17 protein-coding genes and 1 other annotated feature are annotated in these 19,052 nt (G+C 38.6%); of the genes, 16 read left to right on the forward strand and 1 reads right to left on the reverse strand.

What is annotated here, in order from left to right:
• The first annotated feature begins 87 nt into the window (after positions 1-87).
• From rplA to tuf, 11 genes are all read left to right on the forward strand, one after another.
• Positions 88-786 carry a 50S ribosomal protein L1 gene (gene rplA, locus BQ6100_RS02935; RefSeq protein WP_075980304.1) on the forward strand — a complete coding sequence of 233 codons (699 nt, stop codon included), beginning with the start codon at positions 88-90 and terminating at the stop codon, positions 784-786.
• A gap of 50 nt (positions 787-836) precedes the next feature.
• Positions 837-979 (forward strand) — a sequence feature (ribosomal protein L10 leader region).
• A 32-nt stretch (positions 980-1,011) separates the two neighbouring features.
• A complete protein-coding gene (gene rplJ / locus BQ6100_RS02940; RefSeq protein ID WP_075980305.1) occupies positions 1,012-1,512 on the forward strand; it encodes a 50S ribosomal protein L10 in 501 nt (166 codons plus the stop codon).
• A gap of 61 nt (positions 1,513-1,573) precedes the next feature.
• A complete protein-coding gene (gene rplL / locus BQ6100_RS02945) occupies positions 1,574-1,936 on the forward strand; it encodes a 50S ribosomal protein L7/L12 (protein ID WP_075980306.1) in 363 nt (120 codons plus the stop codon).
• A 152-nt stretch (positions 1,937-2,088) separates the two neighbouring features.
• Positions 2,089-2,688 (forward strand): class I SAM-dependent methyltransferase, encoded by a 600-nt coding sequence (locus BQ6100_RS02950; protein ID WP_075980307.1) that lies wholly within the window; start codon positions 2,089-2,091, stop codon positions 2,686-2,688.
• Positions 2,689-2,943: 255 nt separating this feature from the next.
• Entirely contained in the window at positions 2,944-6,504 is a 3,561-nt protein-coding gene (rpoB, locus tag BQ6100_RS02955; protein ID WP_075980308.1) for a DNA-directed RNA polymerase subunit beta, read from the forward strand.
• Positions 6,505-6,641: 137 nt separating this feature from the next.
• The gene (gene rpoC, locus BQ6100_RS02960; RefSeq protein ID WP_075980309.1) at positions 6,642-10,241 is read left to right on the forward strand and encodes a DNA-directed RNA polymerase subunit beta'; all 3,600 of its coding nucleotides are present in this window, start codon (positions 6,642-6,644) and stop codon (positions 10,239-10,241) included.
• 179 nt (positions 10,242-10,420) lie between these two features.
• Complete coding sequence (locus BQ6100_RS02965) at positions 10,421-10,669, forward strand: 50S ribosomal protein L7ae-like protein (RefSeq protein ID WP_075980310.1); 249 nt, start codon at positions 10,421-10,423, stop codon at positions 10,667-10,669.
• Between the two features lie 102 nt (positions 10,670-10,771).
• Positions 10,772-11,194, forward strand: coding sequence for a 30S ribosomal protein S12 (gene rpsL / locus BQ6100_RS02970; protein WP_075980311.1), 423 nt, complete (start codon positions 10,772-10,774; stop codon positions 11,192-11,194).
• A gap of 41 nt (positions 11,195-11,235) precedes the next feature.
• A complete protein-coding gene (gene rpsG, locus BQ6100_RS02975) occupies positions 11,236-11,706 on the forward strand; it encodes a 30S ribosomal protein S7 (protein WP_075980312.1) in 471 nt (156 codons plus the stop codon).
• 51 nt (positions 11,707-11,757) lie between these two features.
• Entirely contained in the window at positions 11,758-13,836 is a 2,079-nt protein-coding gene (gene fusA / locus BQ6100_RS02980) for an elongation factor G (RefSeq protein ID WP_075980313.1), read from the forward strand.
• 128 nt (positions 13,837-13,964) lie between these two features.
• The gene (tuf, locus tag BQ6100_RS02985) at positions 13,965-15,152 is read left to right on the forward strand and encodes an elongation factor Tu (RefSeq protein WP_075980314.1); all 1,188 of its coding nucleotides are present in this window, start codon (positions 13,965-13,967) and stop codon (positions 15,150-15,152) included.
• A gap of 70 nt (positions 15,153-15,222) precedes the next feature.
• On the opposite strand, the gene BQ6100_RS02990 is transcribed toward tuf, so the two are convergent.
• Positions 15,223-15,816: a nitrous oxide reductase accessory protein NosL gene (locus tag BQ6100_RS02990; protein WP_075980315.1), complete on the reverse strand. Its 594-nt coding sequence runs from the start codon at positions 15,814-15,816 to the stop codon at positions 15,223-15,225.
• A gap of 413 nt (positions 15,817-16,229) precedes the next feature.
• Between BQ6100_RS02990 and rpsJ the strand changes: the two genes are divergently transcribed.
• Genes rpsJ through rplB form a run of 5 tightly spaced genes read left to right on the forward strand, consistent with a single transcriptional unit; the run spans position 16,230 to position 18,993 of the window.
• Positions 16,230-16,538, forward strand: a complete 309-nt coding sequence (gene rpsJ / locus BQ6100_RS02995; protein ID WP_003354783.1) for a 30S ribosomal protein S10 — start codon at positions 16,230-16,232, stop codon at positions 16,536-16,538.
• A gap of 37 nt (positions 16,539-16,575) precedes the next feature.
• Positions 16,576-17,202, forward strand: coding sequence for a 50S ribosomal protein L3 (gene rplC, locus BQ6100_RS03000; protein ID WP_075980316.1), 627 nt, complete (start codon positions 16,576-16,578; stop codon positions 17,200-17,202).
• A 28-nt stretch (positions 17,203-17,230) separates the two neighbouring features.
• Positions 17,231-17,854, forward strand: a complete 624-nt coding sequence (gene rplD / locus BQ6100_RS03005) for a 50S ribosomal protein L4 (protein ID WP_075980317.1) — start codon at positions 17,231-17,233, stop codon at positions 17,852-17,854.
• Positions 17,851-18,138: a 50S ribosomal protein L23 gene (gene rplW / locus BQ6100_RS03010; RefSeq protein WP_173719887.1), complete on the forward strand. Its 288-nt coding sequence runs from the start codon at positions 17,851-17,853 to the stop codon at positions 18,136-18,138. The genes rplD and rplW overlap by 4 nt, the downstream gene beginning before the upstream one ends.
• A 24-nt stretch (positions 18,139-18,162) precedes the next feature.
• Positions 18,163-18,993 (forward strand): 50S ribosomal protein L2, encoded by an 831-nt coding sequence (gene rplB, locus BQ6100_RS03015; RefSeq protein WP_075980319.1) that lies wholly within the window; start codon positions 18,163-18,165, stop codon positions 18,991-18,993.
• The last annotated feature ends 59 nt before the right edge of the window (positions 18,994-19,052 follow it).

The following is a 19,052-nucleotide window of genomic DNA, read 5'->3' on the forward strand; positions in this document are numbered from 1 at the left end:
GTTTCACTCGCAACCTTTACTCTGTCTGGCTTGTGTTTTCAAGTGGGAGATTATTTCGTTAAAACCACAATCAAGGAGGAAAATAAAATGGCTAAAAAAGGTAAGAAATATGAAGAAGCTTTAAAGCTTGTTGACCGTACGAAAGCTTACCCAATTGAGGAAGCAATCGAATTAGTAAAGAAAACGAATTTTGCAAAATTCGACGCATCCGTTGAAGTTGCTTTCCGTTTAGGAGTAGACCCTAAGAAAGCTGACCAACAAATCCGTGGAGCAGTAGTTCTTCCAAACGGAACTGGTAAAACTCAACGCGTGTTAGTATTTGCTAAAGGTGAAAAGTTAAAAGAAGCTGAAGCTGCTGGTGCAGATTATGTAGGCGATTCTGAATACATCAACAAAATCCAACAAGGTTGGTTCGATTTTGATGTAATCGTTGCTACACCTGATATGATGGGTGAAGTTGGTAAATTAGGTCGTGTATTAGGACCTAAAGGCTTAATGCCAAACCCTAAAACTGGTACTGTTACATTTGATGTAACAAAAGCAGTTCAAGAAATCAAAGCTGGTAAGGTTGAATACCGTGTTGATAAAGCAAGTAACATCCATGTACCAATCGGTAAAGTTTCATTTGAAAATGAAAAGCTTGTTGAAAACTTTACAACAATCTTTGATACTATGGTAAAAGTGAAGCCTGCTGCTGCGAAAGGTACTTATATGAAGAACGTATCTGTTACTTCAACTATGGGACCTGGAGTAAAAGTAGATCCTTCATCCGTTACAGTTAGATAAAAAAGTCATTGACATTCGAGATTATTTTTTATAAAATATATCTTGTTGTGAATTTAATAACATTTGTACCGTAGACAGTAGGTGTCAGATTAGACTTAATTTCCTACCGAGGTAATACGATAGATTTTTAGGATTGATCTTATTGTATATAACCTCCATGTCTCGTTTGATGTGGAGGTTTTTATTCGCCGGTATAAATGTAGTAAAACTACAGGAGGTGTAAGAATGAGCAACGCAATCGAACAAAAGAAATTAATCGTTGACGAAATCGCTGATAAATTAAAATCAAGTAAATCAACTATCGTAGTTGACTATCGTGGTCTTAATGTTTCAGAGGTAACTGAACTTCGTAAACAACTTCGTGAAGCTGGTGTTGAATTCAAAGTATATAAAAATACTATGACTCGCCGTGCAGCTGAATCTTTAGAACTTGCTGGTTTAAATGAAGCATTAACAGGACCTAACGCAATCGCGTTCAGTACTGAAGATGTTGTTGCACCAGCTAAAATTCTTAATGATTTTGCTAAAAAACACGAAGCTCTTGAAATTAAAGCAGGTGTTATCGAAGGTAACCTTGCATCAGTAGAAGAAGTAAAAGCTCTTGCAGAACTACCATCTCGCGAAGGCTTACTATCTATGTTACTCAGCGTGCTTCAAGCACCAATCCGCAATCTTGCTCTTGCTGCAAAAGCTGTTGCAGATCAAAAAGAAGAACAAGGCGCGTAAGCTGATTTTACTAACGAATTTTTTATAAAAGAAAACCAAAATTTAAGGAGGAACAATAATCATGACTAAAGAACAAATCATTGAAGCAGTTAAAAATATGACTGTTTTAGAATTAAACGATCTAGTAAAAGCTATTGAAGAAGAATTTGGTGTAACTGCTGCTGCTCCTGTAGCTGTAGTTGGTGGCGCTGCTGGCGGTGCTGCTGAAGAAAAAACTGAATTTGATGTGGTTCTTGCTGGCGCTGGAGACCAAAAAATCAAAGTTATCAAAGTTGTTCGTGAAATCACTGGTCTTGGACTTAAAGAAGCAAAAGATCTTGTTGACAACACTCCAAAAGCTCTTAAAGAAGGCATTTCTAAAGAAGAAGCTGAAGAAATCAAAGCTAAACTTGAAGAAGTTGGAGCTAACGTTGAAGTTAAGTAATTATACGATGAAAAAGCTCGCTGCATAAGCGAGCTTTTTTGGTTTTAAAATAACTATTAATACCTATATTCATTTTTGGTAATGGAAAGGTCAACAAGAGCGATGCCCTCAAGAATTCTTCATAAATTCAATCCTCGAAGGAAGGCGATTATTTGTCAGAACATTATTATTCCCGCGTTCAAAAAGTAGAGAGTGAACCTATTTATTGGGATTACACTCTAAGAGATCAAAAGTTACATTTTAAAACAGATAATGGTGTGTTTTCAAAAAAAGAGGTAGATTTTGGATCGAGGTTATTAATAGAAACCTTTCAAATGCCTGATATAATGGGAAAAATTCTAGATGTAGGTTGTGGTTATGGCCCTATCGGTCTATCTTTATCCAAGGCATTTGGAGATCGAACCATACATATGGTAGATGTGAATGAAAGGGCATTAAACTTAGCAAAAGAAAACGCAAGAATAAACAATATCACGAATGTGCAAATATATGAGAGTGATCGTCTTTTAAATGTAGAGGCAGAAGACTTTTCTGCCATATTAACAAATCCTCCAATCCGCGCTGGTAAGCAAGTAGTTCATGATATTTTAGAACAAAGTATAGATCATCTTCTACCTGGGGGAGAGCTGTGGGTGGTAATTCAAAAGAAACAAGGTGCCCCTTCAGCTATTAAAAAACTAGAAGAAATATTTTCTGAAGTGGAGACTGTTGAAAAGAAAAAGGGATATTTTATTATTAAAGCAAAAAAATAATTGACTTTGCAATAAAGCTATGGTAGCATTGTAAAATGCCAACATAATATTTTCAGGTTAACTGCTAAAATCATCGAAAGTTGTATAATTTTGGTTTTAACCGGGTATGCTAACAAAATAATAGTTGAAATGTGAAAATGCGGTTTTTGAGTTAAAAAACCCTTTTTCTTTTTGTCTTATGGGAAGCATAAAATACTTTCTTATAAGACTGCAATAGATGCAATATTATAACGCTTGATTTGAGGGGTGAATCAGTTGACAGGTCAACTAGTTCAGTATGGACGACACCGGAAGCGGAGAAGTTACGCGCGAATCAGTGAAGTTTTAGAATTACCAAATTTAATTGAAATCCAAACCTCTTCATATCAATGGTTTCTTGATGAAGGTTTGCGTGAAATGTTTCGCGATATTTCACCAATTGAAGACTTTACTGGGAATTTGTCGCTGGAGTTCATCGATTATAGCCTTGGTGATCCAAAATATTCCGTTGAGGAATCAAAACAACGAGATGTTACATATTCAGCACCATTACGTGTGAAAGTTCGCTTAGTTAACAAAGAAACAGGCGAGGTAAAAGACCAAGATGTCTTTATGGGAGACTTCCCTCTTATGACGGAAACAGGAACGTTTGTCATTAACGGGGCAGAACGTGTTATCGTTTCTCAGTTAGTACGCTCACCGAGTGTGTACTACAGTGGGAAGGTTGATAAGAATGGGAAAAGAGGATTTACCGCAACTGTTATCCCGAACCGCGGCGCTTGGCTAGAGTATGAAACAGATGCCAAAGATGTCGTATACGTGAGAATAGATCGTACTCGGAAGTTGCCCGTTACGGTTCTTTTGCGTGCATTAGGTTTCGGCTCCGATCAGGAAATCATTGATTTGATTGGAGATAATGAGTATATCCGTAATACTCTTGAAAAGGATAATACCGAAAGTACCGAAAAAGCATTACTCGAAATCTATGAGCGTCTTCGTCCAGGTGAACCGCCTACAGTTGAAAATGCTAAAAGTTTGTTAGTATCAAGATTTTTTGATCCAAAAAGATATGATTTAGCTAGTGTTGGTCGTTACAAAATCAACAAAAAGCTTCATATTAAAAATCGCCTTTTTGGTCAACGTTTAGCAGAAACTTTGGTCGATCCTGAAACAGGAGAAATCAAAGCAGAAAAAGGTGTTACGTTAGATCGACGTACATTAGATAAGATTATTCCTAATTTAGAGAAAAATATTGGATTTAAAACCTTCAATCCTTATGGTGGAGTTGTTGAGGAAGACATCCTTTTACAATCTATAAAGATTTACGCTCCTAATGAGGATGGGGATAAAACAATAAATGTTATCGGCAATGCGTATGTGGAAGAAGCTGTTAAAAACATTTCACCAGCTGATATCATTTCTTCCATCAGCTATTTCTTCAACTTGTTATATTCTGTTGGAGATACTGACGATATCGACCATTTAGGAAATAGACGCTTACGTTCTGTTGGTGAGTTATTACAAAACCAATTCCGTATCGGTCTATCGAGAATGGAACGTGTAGTTAGAGAAAGAATGTCAATCCAAGATACGAACACGATTACACCTCAGCAATTGATAAATATTCGACCTGTAATAGCTTCAATTAAAGAATTTTTCGGAAGCTCACAGTTGTCTCAATTCATGGATCAAACGAATCCATTAGCTGAGTTAACACATAAACGTCGTTTATCTGCATTAGGTCCTGGTGGTTTAACTCGTGAACGTGCTGGAATGGAAGTGCGTGATGTTCACTATTCTCACTACGGACGCATGTGCCCAATTGAAACTCCTGAAGGTCCTAACATTGGATTGATTAACTCGTTATCTTCCTTTGCGAAGGTAAATCGATTTGGATTTATTGAAACTCCATATCGTAGAGTTGACCCAGATACTGGCAAGGTAACAAATAAGATTGATTACTTAACAGCTGACGAAGAAGATAACTATGTTGTTGCCCAAGCAAATGTTCGTTTAGGTGACGATGGTTCATTCTTGGACGAGGAAGTAGTTGCTCGTTTCCGTGGGGAAAACACAGTTATCAAGCGTGAGCGTATTGATTATATGGATGTATCGCCGAAACAAGTTGTTTCTGCTGCGACTGCATGTATCCCATTCCTAGAAAATGATGACTCTAACCGTGCGCTAATGGGTGCGAACATGCAACGTCAAGCGGTTCCACTGATTCAACCTGAGGCACCAAGAGTTGGAACAGGTATGGAATATGTATCAGCAAAAGACTCTGGAGCAGCTGTAATTTGTAAGCATGAAGGAATTGTTGAGCATGTAGAGGCAAGAGAAATTTGGGTTCGTCGTATACAAGAAGTAGATGGTCAAGAGGTAAAAGGAAATCTTGATAAATACCGTCTGTCAAAATTTACACGATCCAATCAAGGAATGTGTTATAACCAACGACCAATCGTAGCTGTTGGAAACCGCGTTGTTAAAGGCGAAGTTCTTGGTGATGGCCCATCTATGGAATTGGGTGAGTTAGCCCTTGGAAGAAATGTTCTTGTAGCATTCATGACATGGGATGGATACAACTACGAAGATGCAATCATTATGAGTGAACGCCTTGTAAAAGATGATGTGTATACATCTATTCATATTGAGGAATACGAATCAGAATCCCGTGATACAAAGCTTGGGCCTGAGGAAATTACTCGTGATATTCCGAATGTCGGAGAAGATGCGTTAAGAAATCTTGATGAACGTGGAATTATTCGCATTGGGGCAGAAGTAAAGGATGGAGATCTTCTAGTAGGTAAGGTTACACCTAAAGGGGTGACAGAATTAACTGCAGAAGAACGACTTTTACATGCTATCTTTGGTGAAAAAGCACGTGAAGTTCGTGATACATCTTTAAGAGTTCCTCATGGTGGCGGCGGAATTGTTCATGATGTTCGTGTGTTTAACCGTGAAGATGGGGATGAACTTCCTCCAGGCGTAAATCAATTAGTTCGTGTATACATCGTTCAAAAACGTAAAATACACGAAGGAGACAAAATGGCTGGTCGTCACGGTAATAAAGGGGTAATCTCTCGTATATTACCTGAAGAAGATATGCCATACTTACCAGATGGTACACCGGTTGATATCATGTTAAATCCATTAGGAGTTCCATCTCGTATGAACATCGGTCAGGTGCTTGAGCTTCATTTAGGAATGGCAGCAAGATCATTAGGTATTCATGTTGCCTCCCCGGTATTTGATGGTGCTACTGAAGATGATGTTTGGAGCACAATTGAAGAAGCCGGTATGGCGAGAGATGCCAAAACCATCCTGTACGATGGAAGAACAGGTGAACCATTCGACAATCGTGTATCTGTCGGAATCATGTATATGATTAAGCTTGCTCACATGGTCGATGATAAACTTCATGCTCGTTCAACTGGACCTTACTCATTAGTAACCCAACAACCATTGGGTGGTAAGGCTCAATTTGGTGGTCAGCGCTTTGGAGAGATGGAGGTTTGGGCACTTGAAGCATATGGTGCTGCCTATACATTGCAAGAAATTTTAACTGTAAAATCAGATGATGTGGTTGGACGTGTTAAAACTTATGAAGCAATTGTTAAAGGGGAAAACGTACCAGAGCCAGGTGTACCTGAATCATTTAAGGTATTAATTAAAGAGCTTCAAAGTCTTGGATTGGATGTTAAAATTCTATCTAGTAATGAAGAAGAAATCGAAATGCGAGATTTAGAAGATGAAGAAGAGCTTCCACAGGCAGATTCCTTAAGCATTCTTACAGAGCCTGAAGAAGTCGAAACAGAAAAAGTAGGATTAAAAGAGTAGTTAACCTTTTAATTAAATAGATACCAGTCCTTCTCCATCTCCATGCTTTGTGGAGGTGGAAAAGGTTTTTACTGCCGGGCCACCGGTTATAAGGTCAATTAGGGTAAAACCTGTATATTAAAAGGGAGGTAGGCCCCTTGCTGGATGTCAATAATTTTGAGTATATGAAGATTGGTCTTGCATCACCAGATAAAATCCGTTCATGGTCATTTGGTGAAGTTAAGAAACCTGAAACGATAAACTATAGAACTCTAAAACCAGAAAAAGACGGTTTATTTTGCGAAAGGATTTTTGGTCCTACAAAGGACTGGGAATGCCACTGTGGAAAATATAAGCGCGTTCGTTATAAAGGCGTAGTTTGTGACCGTTGTGGTGTAGAGGTCACACGAGCAAAAGTCCGCCGCGAACGTATGGGGCACATTGAATTGGCAGCTCCTGTATCTCATATCTGGTATTTTAAAGGTATTCCTAGCCGTATGGGACTTGTATTAGATATGTCTCCTCGCTCTCTTGAGGAAGTAATATACTTTGCTTCTTATGTTGTAACAGACCCAGGTGATACTTCGCTTGAGAAAAAGCAATTATTATCTGAAAAGGAATATAGAGCATACCGGGACAAGTACGGTAATAAATTCCAGGCATCTATGGGTGCTGAATCCATTAAAAAGCTACTTACAGATATTAACCTAGAAAAAGATGTTGAGACGTTGAAGGAAGAGTTAAAAACGGCACAAGGTCAACGTCGTACAAGGGCTATCAAACGTCTTGAAGTACTAGAAGCTTTCCGTAACTCTGGGAACGACCCAGCATGGATGATTCTAGATGTACTTCCAGTTATCCCTCCAGAGCTACGACCAATGGTACAGCTTGATGGTGGGCGTTTTGCAACTTCAGACCTAAATGATTTATACCGCCGAGTTATTAACCGTAACAATCGTTTAAAACGATTATTAGACCTTGGCGCACCAAGCATTATCGTTCAAAATGAAAAACGTATGCTTCAAGAGGCAGTAGATGCGTTAATTGATAACGGTCGTCGTGGTCGTCCGGTTACTGGACCTGGTAATCGTCCATTGAAATCTCTTTCACACATGCTAAAGGGAAAACAAGGACGTTTCCGTCAAAACCTACTTGGAAAACGTGTTGATTATTCAGGACGTTCGGTAATCGTGGTAGGTCCGAATTTAAAAATGTACCAATGCGGTCTTCCAAAGGAAATGGCGCTTGAGCTCTTCAAACCATTTGTCATGAAGGAACTAGTTGAAAAAGGACTAGCGCATAATATAAAATCTGCTAAACGCAAAATCGAACGTGTATCACCTGAAGTTTGGGATGTATTAGAAGAAGTAATTAGGGAACATCCAGTATTATTAAACCGTGCCCCAACTTTACACAGACTTGGAATTCAAGCTTTTGAACCAACTCTAGTTGAAGGTCGTGCGATTCGTCTTCATCCGTTAGTATGTACGGCTTATAACGCAGACTTTGACGGGGACCAAATGGCTGTTCACGTACCACTTTCATCTGAAGCACAAGCAGAAGCAAGACTTCTTATGCTTGCTGCTCAGAACATTCTAAATCCGAAAGATGGTAAACCAGTTGTAACACCATCACAGGATATGGTGTTAGGTAACTATTATTTAACATTAGAACGTGAAGGTGCAATTGGAGAAGGAATGATTTTTAAAGATATTAGCGAAGCCTTACTCGCATACGCAAATGGTTATGTACATTTACATACTCGTATTGCTGTTACAGCTCGTTCTTTAAATAATCAAACCTTCACCGAGGAACAAAATAATCAATTATTAATAACAACGGTAGGTAAATTAGTTTTCAACGAAATTCTACCAAAAACATTCCCATATATTAACGAACCAACAAAGCTTAACCTAGAAGAAAAGACACCTGAAAAATATTTTGTTGAAAAGGGATCAGACGTTAAGGCTATTATTAAAGATATGCCAATAGTTGATCCATTTAAGAAGAAAATACTTGGAAATATCATTGCGGAAGTATTCAAACGTTTCAAAATCACTGAAACATCAAAAATGCTAGACCGTATGAAGGACCTTGGATTTAAATATTCAACAAAAGCTGGTATTACAGTTGGTGTAGCTGATATCGTTGTATTAGGGGAAAAACAACAAATAATCCATGACGCTCAAAACAAAGTAGATAACGTTATGAAACAATTCAGACGTGGTTTGATTACTGAAGATGAACGTTATGATCGTGTAATTTCCATCTGGAGCCAAGCAAAAGATACAATCCAAGCGAAACTGATGAATTCCTTGGAAAAAACTAACCCAATCTTTATGATGAGTGATTCTGGAGCTCGTGGTAATGCCTCTAACTTTACACAATTAGCTGGTATGCGTGGACTGATGGCCAACCCGGCTGGACGTATTATCGAGTTACCAATTAAATCAAGTTTCCGTGAAGGATTGACAGTATTAGAGTACTTCATCTCTACACACGGGGCTCGTAAAGGTCTTGCAGATACTGCCTTAAAGACAGCTGACTCAGGATATTTAACTCGTCGTCTTGTAGACGTTGCACAGGATGTTATCGTCAGAGAAGATGATTGTGGTACAGATCGCGGATTATTGATTGCTGCCTTAAAAGATGGTACTGAAATTATTGAATCATTAGAAGAAAGATTAATTGGCCGATATGCTAGAAAGGCTATTAAACATCCAGAAACAAAGAATGTAATTGTTCCTGAAAACGGACTAATTACAGAAGATTTAGCAGTAGAAGTAGCCGAAGCAGGAATAGAAGAGGTATGGATCCGTTCAGCCTTTACTTGTAATACTCGCCATGGTGTATGTAAAAAATGCTATGGTCGAAACCTAGCTACAGGCCAAGAAGTAGAAGTAGGCGAAGCAGTTGGTATTATCGCTGCACAGTCTATCGGTGAACCAGGAACACAGCTTACAATGCGTACATTCCACACAGGTGGGGTTGCTGGAGACGATATTACTCAAGGTTTACCTCGTATTCAGGAGATTTTCGAAGCGCGTAACCCTAAAGGTCAAGCGGTTATCACTGAAATTAGTGGTGTTGTAGTTGGTATTAACGAAGGTAAGGATCGACAACATGAGATTGTTGTTCAAGGAGAAGTGGAATCCCGAACTTACCATGCACCATATACTGCTCGTCTTAAGGTTGCAGTAAATGATCAGGTGGAACGAGGTCAAGAACTAACAGAAGGTTCTATTGATCCGAAAGAATTAATTAAGGTAAAAGATGTTACCGCAGTTCAAGAGTACCTATTACGAGAAGTCCAAAAAGTATACCGTATGCAAGGGGTTGAAATTGGAGATAAACACGTAGAGGTAATGGTACGACAAATGCTGCGTAAGGTTCGCGTTATTGATGCTGGTGATACAGAGGTTCTACCAGGAACGCTTCTGGATATTCACCAATTTACAGATGCGAATGAACAAGCGTTACTTGAAGGTAAATTACCAGCCACTGGACGTCCGGTATTGCTTGGTATTACCAAGGCATCTCTTGAGACAGATTCCTTCCTATCTGCTGCCTCTTTCCAAGAAACAACTAGAGTACTTACAGATGCAGCGATAAAAGGAAAACGAGATGAGCTCCTCGGCTTAAAAGAAAATGTTATTATCGGTAAGCTCGTTCCAGCAGGTACGGGAATGCAACGATATCGAAAAGCTGACCCTGTGATTGTTGATGAAGAATCAGAAGAAACAATTACAATTGGTTAAGCATAATCAATTAATGCGGTCGATCTAATATGATTGACCGCATATTTATTCTTTTATAAAAGAGCTATAGGAATTCGAAACAAAAATAATAAAAAAATAAATCGATGTTGACACCATATTTATAAAGTGGTAATATATCAAAGGTGCTGCTATTATCCTGTTACTTTGGAGGATAGAACATGTCTTATGAAAAAGTATCACAGGCACGTAAAATTATAGTAGGAACAAAGCAAACAGCGAAAGCCTTAAAACAAGGGATTGTAAAAGAAATACTAATTGCGACAGATGCAGAACCGAGAGTTACTGCTAATGTTATTAGTATAGCTAAAGAACAAAATGTTCCAATTACCTATGTTGACTCGATGAAACGGCTTGGTAAAGCATGTAACATCGATGTGAAGACTGCGGCTGTTGCAATAACACATTAAAAACTGTTTTTGTAGCATTAGTCACTACAAAAGCTTTGTTTTTGCATCAAAATGAACCACCTGGATGTGTGGACATAGAAATGATGAAGGGAGGACAAATTAATGCCTACAATTAATCAATTAGTGCGTAAACCTCGTACATCTAAAGAGGAAAAATCAAAATCACCAGCACTAAACAAAGGTTATAACAGCTTCAAGAAATCACAAACAAACGTATCTTCACCACAAAAACGCGGTGTATGTACTCGTGTTGGTACAATGACTCCAAAAAAACCGAACTCAGCATTACGTAAATATGCGCGTGTTCGTTTAACAAATGGAATTGAGGTTACTGCTTATATTCCTGGTATCGGTCATAACCTACAAGAACACAGTGTTGTACTTATCCGTGGTGGACGTGTAAAAGACTTACCAGGGGTACGTTACCATATCGTTCGTGGTGCACTTGATACTGCTGGAGTTAACAACCGTATGCAAGGTCGTTCTAAATATGGAACAAAGAAACCAAAAGCTGCAAAAAAATAATCTAAACAATAAAAATTACTTCTTTGAAAGGAGGAACAAACATGCCTCGTAAAGGTCCTGTAGCAAAAAGAGATGTATTACCAGATCCGTTATACAACTCAAAGTTAATCACTCGTCTTATTAATAAAATGATGATAGATGGTAAAAGAGGTAAATCACAAGCTATTCTTTATAATGCGTTCGATATTATCCGTGAGCGTTCTGGTAAAGATCCAATGGAAGTTTTTGATCAAGCTCTTAAAAACATCATGCCAGTACTAGAAGTTAAAGCTCGCCGTGTGGGGGGTTCAAACTATCAAGTACCAGTAGAGGTGCGTCCTGATCGTCGTACAACTCTTGGTCTTCGTTGGTTAGTAAACTACTCACGCCTTCGTGGAGAAAAAACGATGGAAGAGCGTTTAGCTAACGAAATTCTTGATGCAGCAAACAATACTGGTGCATCAGTTAAGAAACGTGAAGATACACACAAAATGGCAGAAGCAAATAAAGCATTTGCTCACTACCGTTGGTAAGATAACCTTCAAAATAAAAATTACACTCAAAGCAGGAAGGAGAAATACCAAATGGCAAGAGAGTTCTCCTTAGAAAATACTCGCAATATCGGAATCATGGCACATATCGATGCCGGTAAAACAACAACAACTGAACGTGTACTTTATTACACAGGCCGTATCCATAAGATTGGTGAAACTCACGAAGGTGCATCTCAAATGGACTGGATGGAGCAAGAACAAGAACGTGGAATTACGATCACCTCTGCAGCAACAACTGCTCAGTGGCATGGTCACCGCGTGAATATTATTGATACTCCTGGACACGTGGATTTCACAGTTGAAGTTGAACGTTCATTGCGTGTTTTAGACGGAGCAGTTGCAGTTCTTGATGCTCAATCTGGTGTTGAGCCTCAAACAGAAACGGTTTGGCGTCAGGCAACTACTTATGGAGTTCCACGTGTAGTATTCGTAAATAAAATGGACAAAATCGGTGCTGATTTCTTATATTCAGTTAAAACGATTCATGACCGTCTACAAGCGAATGCTCATCCAATCCAATTACCAATTGGTGCGGAAGATCAATTCGAGGCTATCATTGACTTAGTAGAAATGAAAGCTCATTTCTATAGTAATGACCTTGGAACTGACATTGAAGTACGTGAAATTCCAGAAGAGTACAAAGCACAAGCCGAAGAATACCGTGAAAAATTATTAGAAGCAGTAGCAGAACTTGATGAGGATTTAATGGAGAAATACCTTGGTGGTGAAGAAATCACTGTTGAAGAGCTAAAAGCAGCTATTCGTAAAGGTACAGTAAATGTTGAATTCTACCCAGTTATCTGTGGATCTGCATTCAAAAACAAAGGTGTTCAATTAATGCTAGATGCAGTAATTGATTACCTACCATCACCTCTAGATGTACCTTCTATCAAGGGTACACTACCTGATACCGATGAAGTGGTTGAACGTCATTCTAGTGATGAAGAGCCATTCGCAGCTCTAGCATTTAAAGTAATGACAGACCCATTTGTTGGGAAATTAACTTTCTTCCGCGTATATTCAGGTACTTTAGAGTCTGGATCATATGTTCAAAACTCTACTAAAGGAAAACGTGAACGTATTGGACGTATCCTTCAAATGCATGCGAATAGCCGCCAAGAAATCTCGAAGGTTTATGCCGGAGATATCGCTGCAGCTGTTGGATTGAAAGATACAACAACTGGTGACACACTATGTGATGACAAAAATCTTGTTATCCTTGAGTCAATGGAATTCCCTGAACCAGTTATTGAGCTTTCAGTAGAACCAAAATCTAAGGCAGACCAAGACAAAATGTCTACTGCTTTGCAAAAACTTCAAGAAGAAGATCCAACTTTCCGTGCACATACTGATCAGGAGACTGGTCAAACAATCATCGCTGGTATGGGTGAGCTTCACTTAGATATCATCGTTGATCGTATGCGCCGTGAATTTAAAGTTGAAGCTAACGTTGGTGCACCTCAGGTTGCTTACCGCGAAACTTTCCGTGCATCTGCACAAGTGGAAGGTAAATTCGCACGTCAATCTGGTGGACGCGGACAATATGGACATGTTTGGATTGAATTCTCTCCAAATGAAGAAGGAAAAGGATTTGAATTCGAAAATGGTATCGTCGGTGGGGTTGTACCACGTGAATACATTCCTGCTGTTCAAGCAGGTTTAGAAGATGCTCTTGAAAGAGGAGTACTTGCTGGATATCCAATGGTTGATATTAAAGCAAGACTTTTTGATGGATCATATCATGATGTAGACTCCTCTGAAATGGCGTTTAAAATTGCTGCATCTATGGCGTTGAAAAATGCTGCATCTAAGTGTAGCCCAGTCATCCTTGAACCAATCATGAGAGTTGAAGTTGTAATGCCTGAAGAATATCTAGGAGATATTATGGGTGGTATCACTTCTCGCCGTGGACGTGTTGAAGGTATGGAAGCTCGCGGAAATGCTCAAGTAGTTCGCGCAATGGTTCCACTTTCAGAAATGTTTGGATATGCTACATCTCTTCGTTCAAGCACTCAAGGTCGTGGAGTATTCTCCATGCACTTCGATCACTATGAAGAAGTACCAAAATCAATTTCTGAAGAAATCATCAAAAAAAATAAAGGTGAATAATTGATTTTAACCTTTTAATCAAGTATAACTACTAATGTAAGCATGATAGTTTTGGGAATTGGATTTCCACTTCCCAAAACCCTTAAAATACTTAATAATTTTTATAAACCAAAGGAGGATTTTTCCTAATGGCAAAAGCTAAATTTGACCGTTCAAAACCACACGTTAATATTGGTACAATCGGACACGTTGACCATGGTAAAACTACTTTAACAGCTGCTATCACTTCTGTACTTGCAAAAGCTGGTGGAGCTGAAGCTCGTGGATATGACCAAATCGATAACGCTCCTGAAGAAAAAGAGCGTGGAATCACTATCAACACTTCTCACGTTGAGTATGAAACTGCTAACCGTCACTATGCACACGTTGACTGCCCAGGACATGCTGACTATGTTAAAAACATGATTACTGGTGCTGCACAAATGGACGGCGGTATCTTAGTAGTATCTGCTGCTGATGGTCCAATGCCACAAACTCGTGAGCACATTCTTCTTTCTCGTCAAGTAGGTGTTCCTTACCTAGTTGTATTCATGAACAAATGTGATATGGTAGACGATGAAGAATTATTAGAATTAGTTGAAATGGAAATTCGTGACCTTCTTTCTGAATATGAATTCCCTGGTGATGATATTCCTGTAATCAAAGGTTCTGCATTAAAAGCATTAGAAGGCGATGCAGAATATGAAGAAAAAATCTTAGAACTTATGGCTGCTGTTGATGAATATATCCCAACTCCAACTCGTGATACTGACAAACCATTCATGATGCCAGTTGAAGATGTATTCTCAATCACTGGTCGTGGAACTGTTGCAACTGGTCGTGTAGAACGTGGCCAAGTTAAAGTTGGTGACGTTGTTGAAATCATCGGTTTAGCTGAAGAACCAAAATCAACTACTGTAACTGGTGTTGAAATGTTCCGTAAGCTTCTTGATTATGCTGAAGCTGGAGATAACATTGGAGCTCTTCTTCGTGGGGTTGCTCGTGAAGAAATCCAACGTGGACAAGTTTTAGCAAAACCAGGTTCAATTACTCCACACACTAAATTTACAGCACAAGTTTATGTTTTATCAAAAGAAGAAGGTGGACGTCATACTCCATTCTTCGCTAACTACCGCCCTCAGTTCTACTTCCGTACAACTGACGTAACTGGAATCATCAATCTTCCAGAAGGCGTAGAAATGGTTATGCCTGGCGATAACATCGAAATGACTGTTGAACTAATCGCTCCAATCGCTATCGAAGAAGGTACTAAATTCTCTATTCGTGAGGGTGGACGTACAGTAGGCGCTGGATCAGTTGCTTCAATCATTGAATAATTAATGATAATAAAACAGGTGGAATCATTCCACCTGTTTTTTGTATATATAATTTCTTTTTCTTCTATTATTAATCTTCCATATTCATTTCCATGTCTTTATCCATACCCTTTTTCATTTTCATTTGATATCTTTCATTAGCTACTTTGTCAATATCCTCCCAAGTCACAGATGTCGGATTTAGATTTTTATTATCATTAATAAATTTCTCAGCGGATGTGTCATCTTTAAAGAATGCATATCCGTATTTCATTGGTGTCTGGATATCTGCTTTTACTGGAATTGAGGACTTTGCATCAATCCATTCAGAGGTTAAGTAATCCTTAACCCATTGTTTGTCTAATGTTTCACCAGTTTTTCTTTCATAATTCAAAATACATCCGGAATCATCAAAGAAAATATTATGCCCATCTTTGTCGATAGCTTGGGCTGTAAATACACCCATTTCTTCATCTTTTGTGTAAATTTTCATATTACAGAATGCACACATGTCATCCTTTGTAGGTTCAAGAGCCTCTTCACCAGTTTTCTCAGAAGTTGCTGAGGTACTTTCTGTGTTGTTGTCATTATTGACGGCTTCATTTTTTTGTTCTTCGGCGCCGCAAGCGGATAGAATGATAGCGGAAATCAGGCCGAATAAAACGAATAGAATTTTTTTCTTCATATAAATTTCCCTCCATATTTTTTGTTCATCTTATGCTAACAATCAACTGTGAGAAAAATATGAATTTTTTGCGATATAATAATGAGATTTTAGGAATATTTGTTACGTAAATAAAAACATTAATAAATACATAACTACAATATCTATAAATGTAAAAGTCAATTTTCTGACTTTATGTACTCGGGTTGAATTTGTGTAATGCACCCATTATAATAATAAAAGTGTGTGAAACATAAAGAAATGAATATTATAGTTGATTTTCCTTTATGGTTTCAGTATAATAGACAATGTTGGTCTTTGACTGCGATGATGTGGAAGGTTGCTGACACACCCGGCCGCTTTGCCATGGCGAGTGTGTGGGAAATTTTCACGGAGAATGTCTATAGTAAAATAGGCGAAAAGGAGGGAAAATAATGGCAAAACAAAAAATTCGTATCCGTTTAAAGGCTTATGATCACAGAATCCTTGATCAATCTGCAGAGAAAATTGTAGAAACAGCTAAGCGTTCTGGTGCAGCTGTATCTGGTCCGATTCCTCTTCCAACAGAGAAATCCGTTTACACAATTCTTCGTGCGGTGCATAAGTATAAAGATTCTCGTGAACAATTCGAGATGCGTACACACAAACGTTTAATCGACATCGTGAACCCAACTCCACAAACAGTTGATTCATTAATGCGTTTAGACTTACCATCTGGTGTTGATATCGAAATTAAACTTTAATGAATAAAAAACGAAAATCATAGGAGGTGTGACTATAATGACCAAAGGAATCTTAGGTAGAAAAATCGGTATGACTCAAGTATTTGCTGAAAATGGTGAACTTATCCCGGTTACTGTTGTTGAAGCTACTCCAAACGTTGTTCTTCAAAAGAAATCTGCAGAAACTGATGGCTACGAAGCTATTCAACTTGGATTTGAAGATAAACGCGAAAAGCTTTCTAACAAACCAGAAAAAGGACATGTTTCTAAAGCAAATACTGCTCCTAAGCGCTTCGTTCGTGAGTTCCGCGAACTAAACTTAGATGGGTATGAGGTTGGTCAGGAAGTCAAAGTAGAAATTTTCGCTGAAGGCGATATTGTTGATGTAACAGGAATTTCTAAAGGGAAAGGTTTCCAAGGTGCAATCAAACGCCACGGACAATCTCGTGGACCAATGGCACACGGTTCTCGTTATCATCGTCGTCCTGGTTCAATGGGACCTGTTGCTCCAAACCGCGTATTTAAAGGTAAAGCATTACCTGGACGTATGGGAGGAGAACAAATCACTGTTCAAAATCTTGAAATTGTAAAAGTTGATGTAGAGCGTAACCTACTATTAATTAAAGGTAACGTACCTGGTGCTAAAAAAGCATTATTAAAAATTAAAAGTGCGGTTAAAGCGTAATAAGTAAGTCGGAAAGGAGGAAATGAGAATGCCTAAAGTAGCATTATTTAACCAAGGTGGATCTCAAGTTGGAGAAATCGAACTGAACGATTCAGTATTTGGTATTGAGCCAAATAACCATGTGTTATTTGAAGCTGTAATTATGCAAAGAGCTTCCTTACGTCAAGGAACTCATAAAACAAAAGTTCGCTCTGAAATTTCTGGTGGCGGTCGTAAACCATGGCGCCAAAAAGGAACAGGACGTGCACGTCAAGGATCTATCCGTTCCCCACAATGGCGTGGTGGTGGTACTGTATTCGGACCTGTACCTCGTAGCTATAGCTATAAATTACCGAAAAAGGTTCGCCGCTTAGCTATTAAATCTGCATTATCATCTAAAGTATTAGAAGAAAATATTTTAGTATTAGAAAGCCTAGCTTTTGAAACTCCAAAAACAAAAGACTTTAAAGGTGTATTAAATGGTCTTTCTGTAGATTCTAAAGCACTTATTGTAACTGCTGACCTAGATGAAAACGTAGCATTATCAGCTCGTAACATCCCTGGTGTAACAGTTGTAACTGCTGAAGGAATCAATGTATTGGATGTTTTAAATCATGATAAATTAATCATGACTAAAGCAGCGGTTGAAAAAGTAGAGGAGGTGCTTGCATAATGGATGCACGCGATATCATTAAGCGCCCCGTTATCACAGAACGTTCTTCTGACTTAATGGCTGAAAAGAAATATACTTTCGAAGTTGATGTTAGAGCAAACAAAACACAAGTTAAAGATGCTGTTGAAGAAATCTTTGGAGTAGATGTTGAAAAAGTAAACATCATGAACTACAAAGGTAAATTTAAGCGCATGGGACGCTTTGGCGGTTACACTAACAAACGCCGTAAAGCGATCGTAAAGCTTACTGAAGAAAGCAAAGCAATTGAATTCTTTGAAATCTAATAAATAGAAGAGGAGGGAAATCTAATGGCGATTAAAAAATACAAACCTACCTCTAACGGTCGTCGTGGAATGACTACTTCTGATTTCGCTGAAATCACAACTAGCACTCCTGAAAAATCTCTTTTAGCTCCTTTAAAGAGCAAGGGCGGTCGTAATAACCAAGGTAAGTTAACAGTTCGTCATCAAGGTGGCGGTCATAAGCGCCAATACCGCATTATCGATTTTAAACGCAACAAAGATGGCATTCCAGGCCGCGTTGCTACAATCGAGTATGATCCAAACCGTTCAGCAAATATTGCATTAATTAATTATGCAGATGGAGAGAAACGCTATATTCTTGCTCCTAAAAACTTAGTAGTAGGAATGGAAGTAATGTCTGGTCCAGAAGCAGATATCAAAGTAGGTAACTCCCTACCATTAGTAAACATTCCTGTTGGTACAGTTATTCATAATATTGAGTTAAAACCTGGTAAAGGTGGACAATTAGTACGTTCAGCTGGTACTTCTGCACAAGTTCTTGGTAAAGAAGGTAAATACGTACTAGTGCGTTTAAACTCTGGTGAAGTTAGAATGATTCTAGCAACTTGTCGTGCAACAGTAGGTCAAGTTGGTAATGAACAACATGAACTTATTAACATTGGTAAAGCAGGTCGTTCTCGTTGGTTAGGCAAACGTCCAACTGTACGTGGATCTGTAATGAACCCTAATGACCATCCACACGGTGGTGGTGAAGGTCGTGCTCCTATCGGACGTAAATCACCAATGTCTCCATGGGGCAAACCAACTCTTGGATACAAAACTCGTAGCAAGAAAAATAAATCAGATAAATTTATCGTACGTCGTCGTAAAAAATAACGGGATTGAGCTACGGTTCATAAATAGAGCCGTAGGGCAATCGCGAAGGGAGGTTCAAT

It is taken from the genome of Bacillus massilinigeriensis, assembly GCF_900117315.1.
GTDB lineage: Bacteria > Bacillota > Bacilli > Bacillales > Cytobacillaceae > Bacillus_BE > Bacillus_BE massilionigeriensis.

Excerpts from the sequence above, each read along its gene's own strand:
- rpsG (WP_075980312.1), top strand. The coding sequence starts at position 11,236 with ATGCCTCGTAAAGGTCCTGTAGCAAAAAGAGATGTATTACCAGATCCG.
- rplJ (WP_075980305.1), top strand. The coding sequence starts at position 1,012 with ATGAGCAACGCAATCGAACAAAAGAAATTAATCGTTGACGAAATCGCT.
- rplB (WP_075980319.1), top strand. The coding sequence starts at position 18,163 with ATGGCGATTAAAAAATACAAACCTACCTCTAACGGTCGTCGTGGAATG.
- BQ6100_RS02965 (WP_075980310.1), top strand. The coding sequence starts at position 10,421 with ATGTCTTATGAAAAAGTATCACAGGCACGTAAAATTATAGTAGGAACA.
- rpsJ (WP_003354783.1), top strand. The coding sequence starts at position 16,230 with ATGGCAAAACAAAAAATTCGTATCCGTTTAAAGGCTTATGATCACAGA.
- rpsL (WP_075980311.1), top strand. The coding sequence starts at position 10,772 with ATGCCTACAATTAATCAATTAGTGCGTAAACCTCGTACATCTAAAGAG.
- rplA (WP_075980304.1), top strand. The coding sequence starts at position 88 with ATGGCTAAAAAAGGTAAGAAATATGAAGAAGCTTTAAAGCTTGTTGAC.
- rplC (WP_075980316.1), top strand. The coding sequence starts at position 16,576 with ATGACCAAAGGAATCTTAGGTAGAAAAATCGGTATGACTCAAGTATTT.
- fusA (WP_075980313.1), top strand. The coding sequence starts at position 11,758 with ATGGCAAGAGAGTTCTCCTTAGAAAATACTCGCAATATCGGAATCATG.
- rplL (WP_075980306.1), top strand. The coding sequence starts at position 1,574 with ATGACTAAAGAACAAATCATTGAAGCAGTTAAAAATATGACTGTTTTA.
- BQ6100_RS02990 (WP_075980315.1), bottom strand. The coding sequence starts at position 15,816 with ATGAAGAAAAAAATTCTATTCGTTTTATTCGGCCTGATTTCCGCTATC.
- tuf (WP_075980314.1), top strand. The coding sequence starts at position 13,965 with ATGGCAAAAGCTAAATTTGACCGTTCAAAACCACACGTTAATATTGGT.
- rplD (WP_075980317.1), top strand. The coding sequence starts at position 17,231 with ATGCCTAAAGTAGCATTATTTAACCAAGGTGGATCTCAAGTTGGAGAA.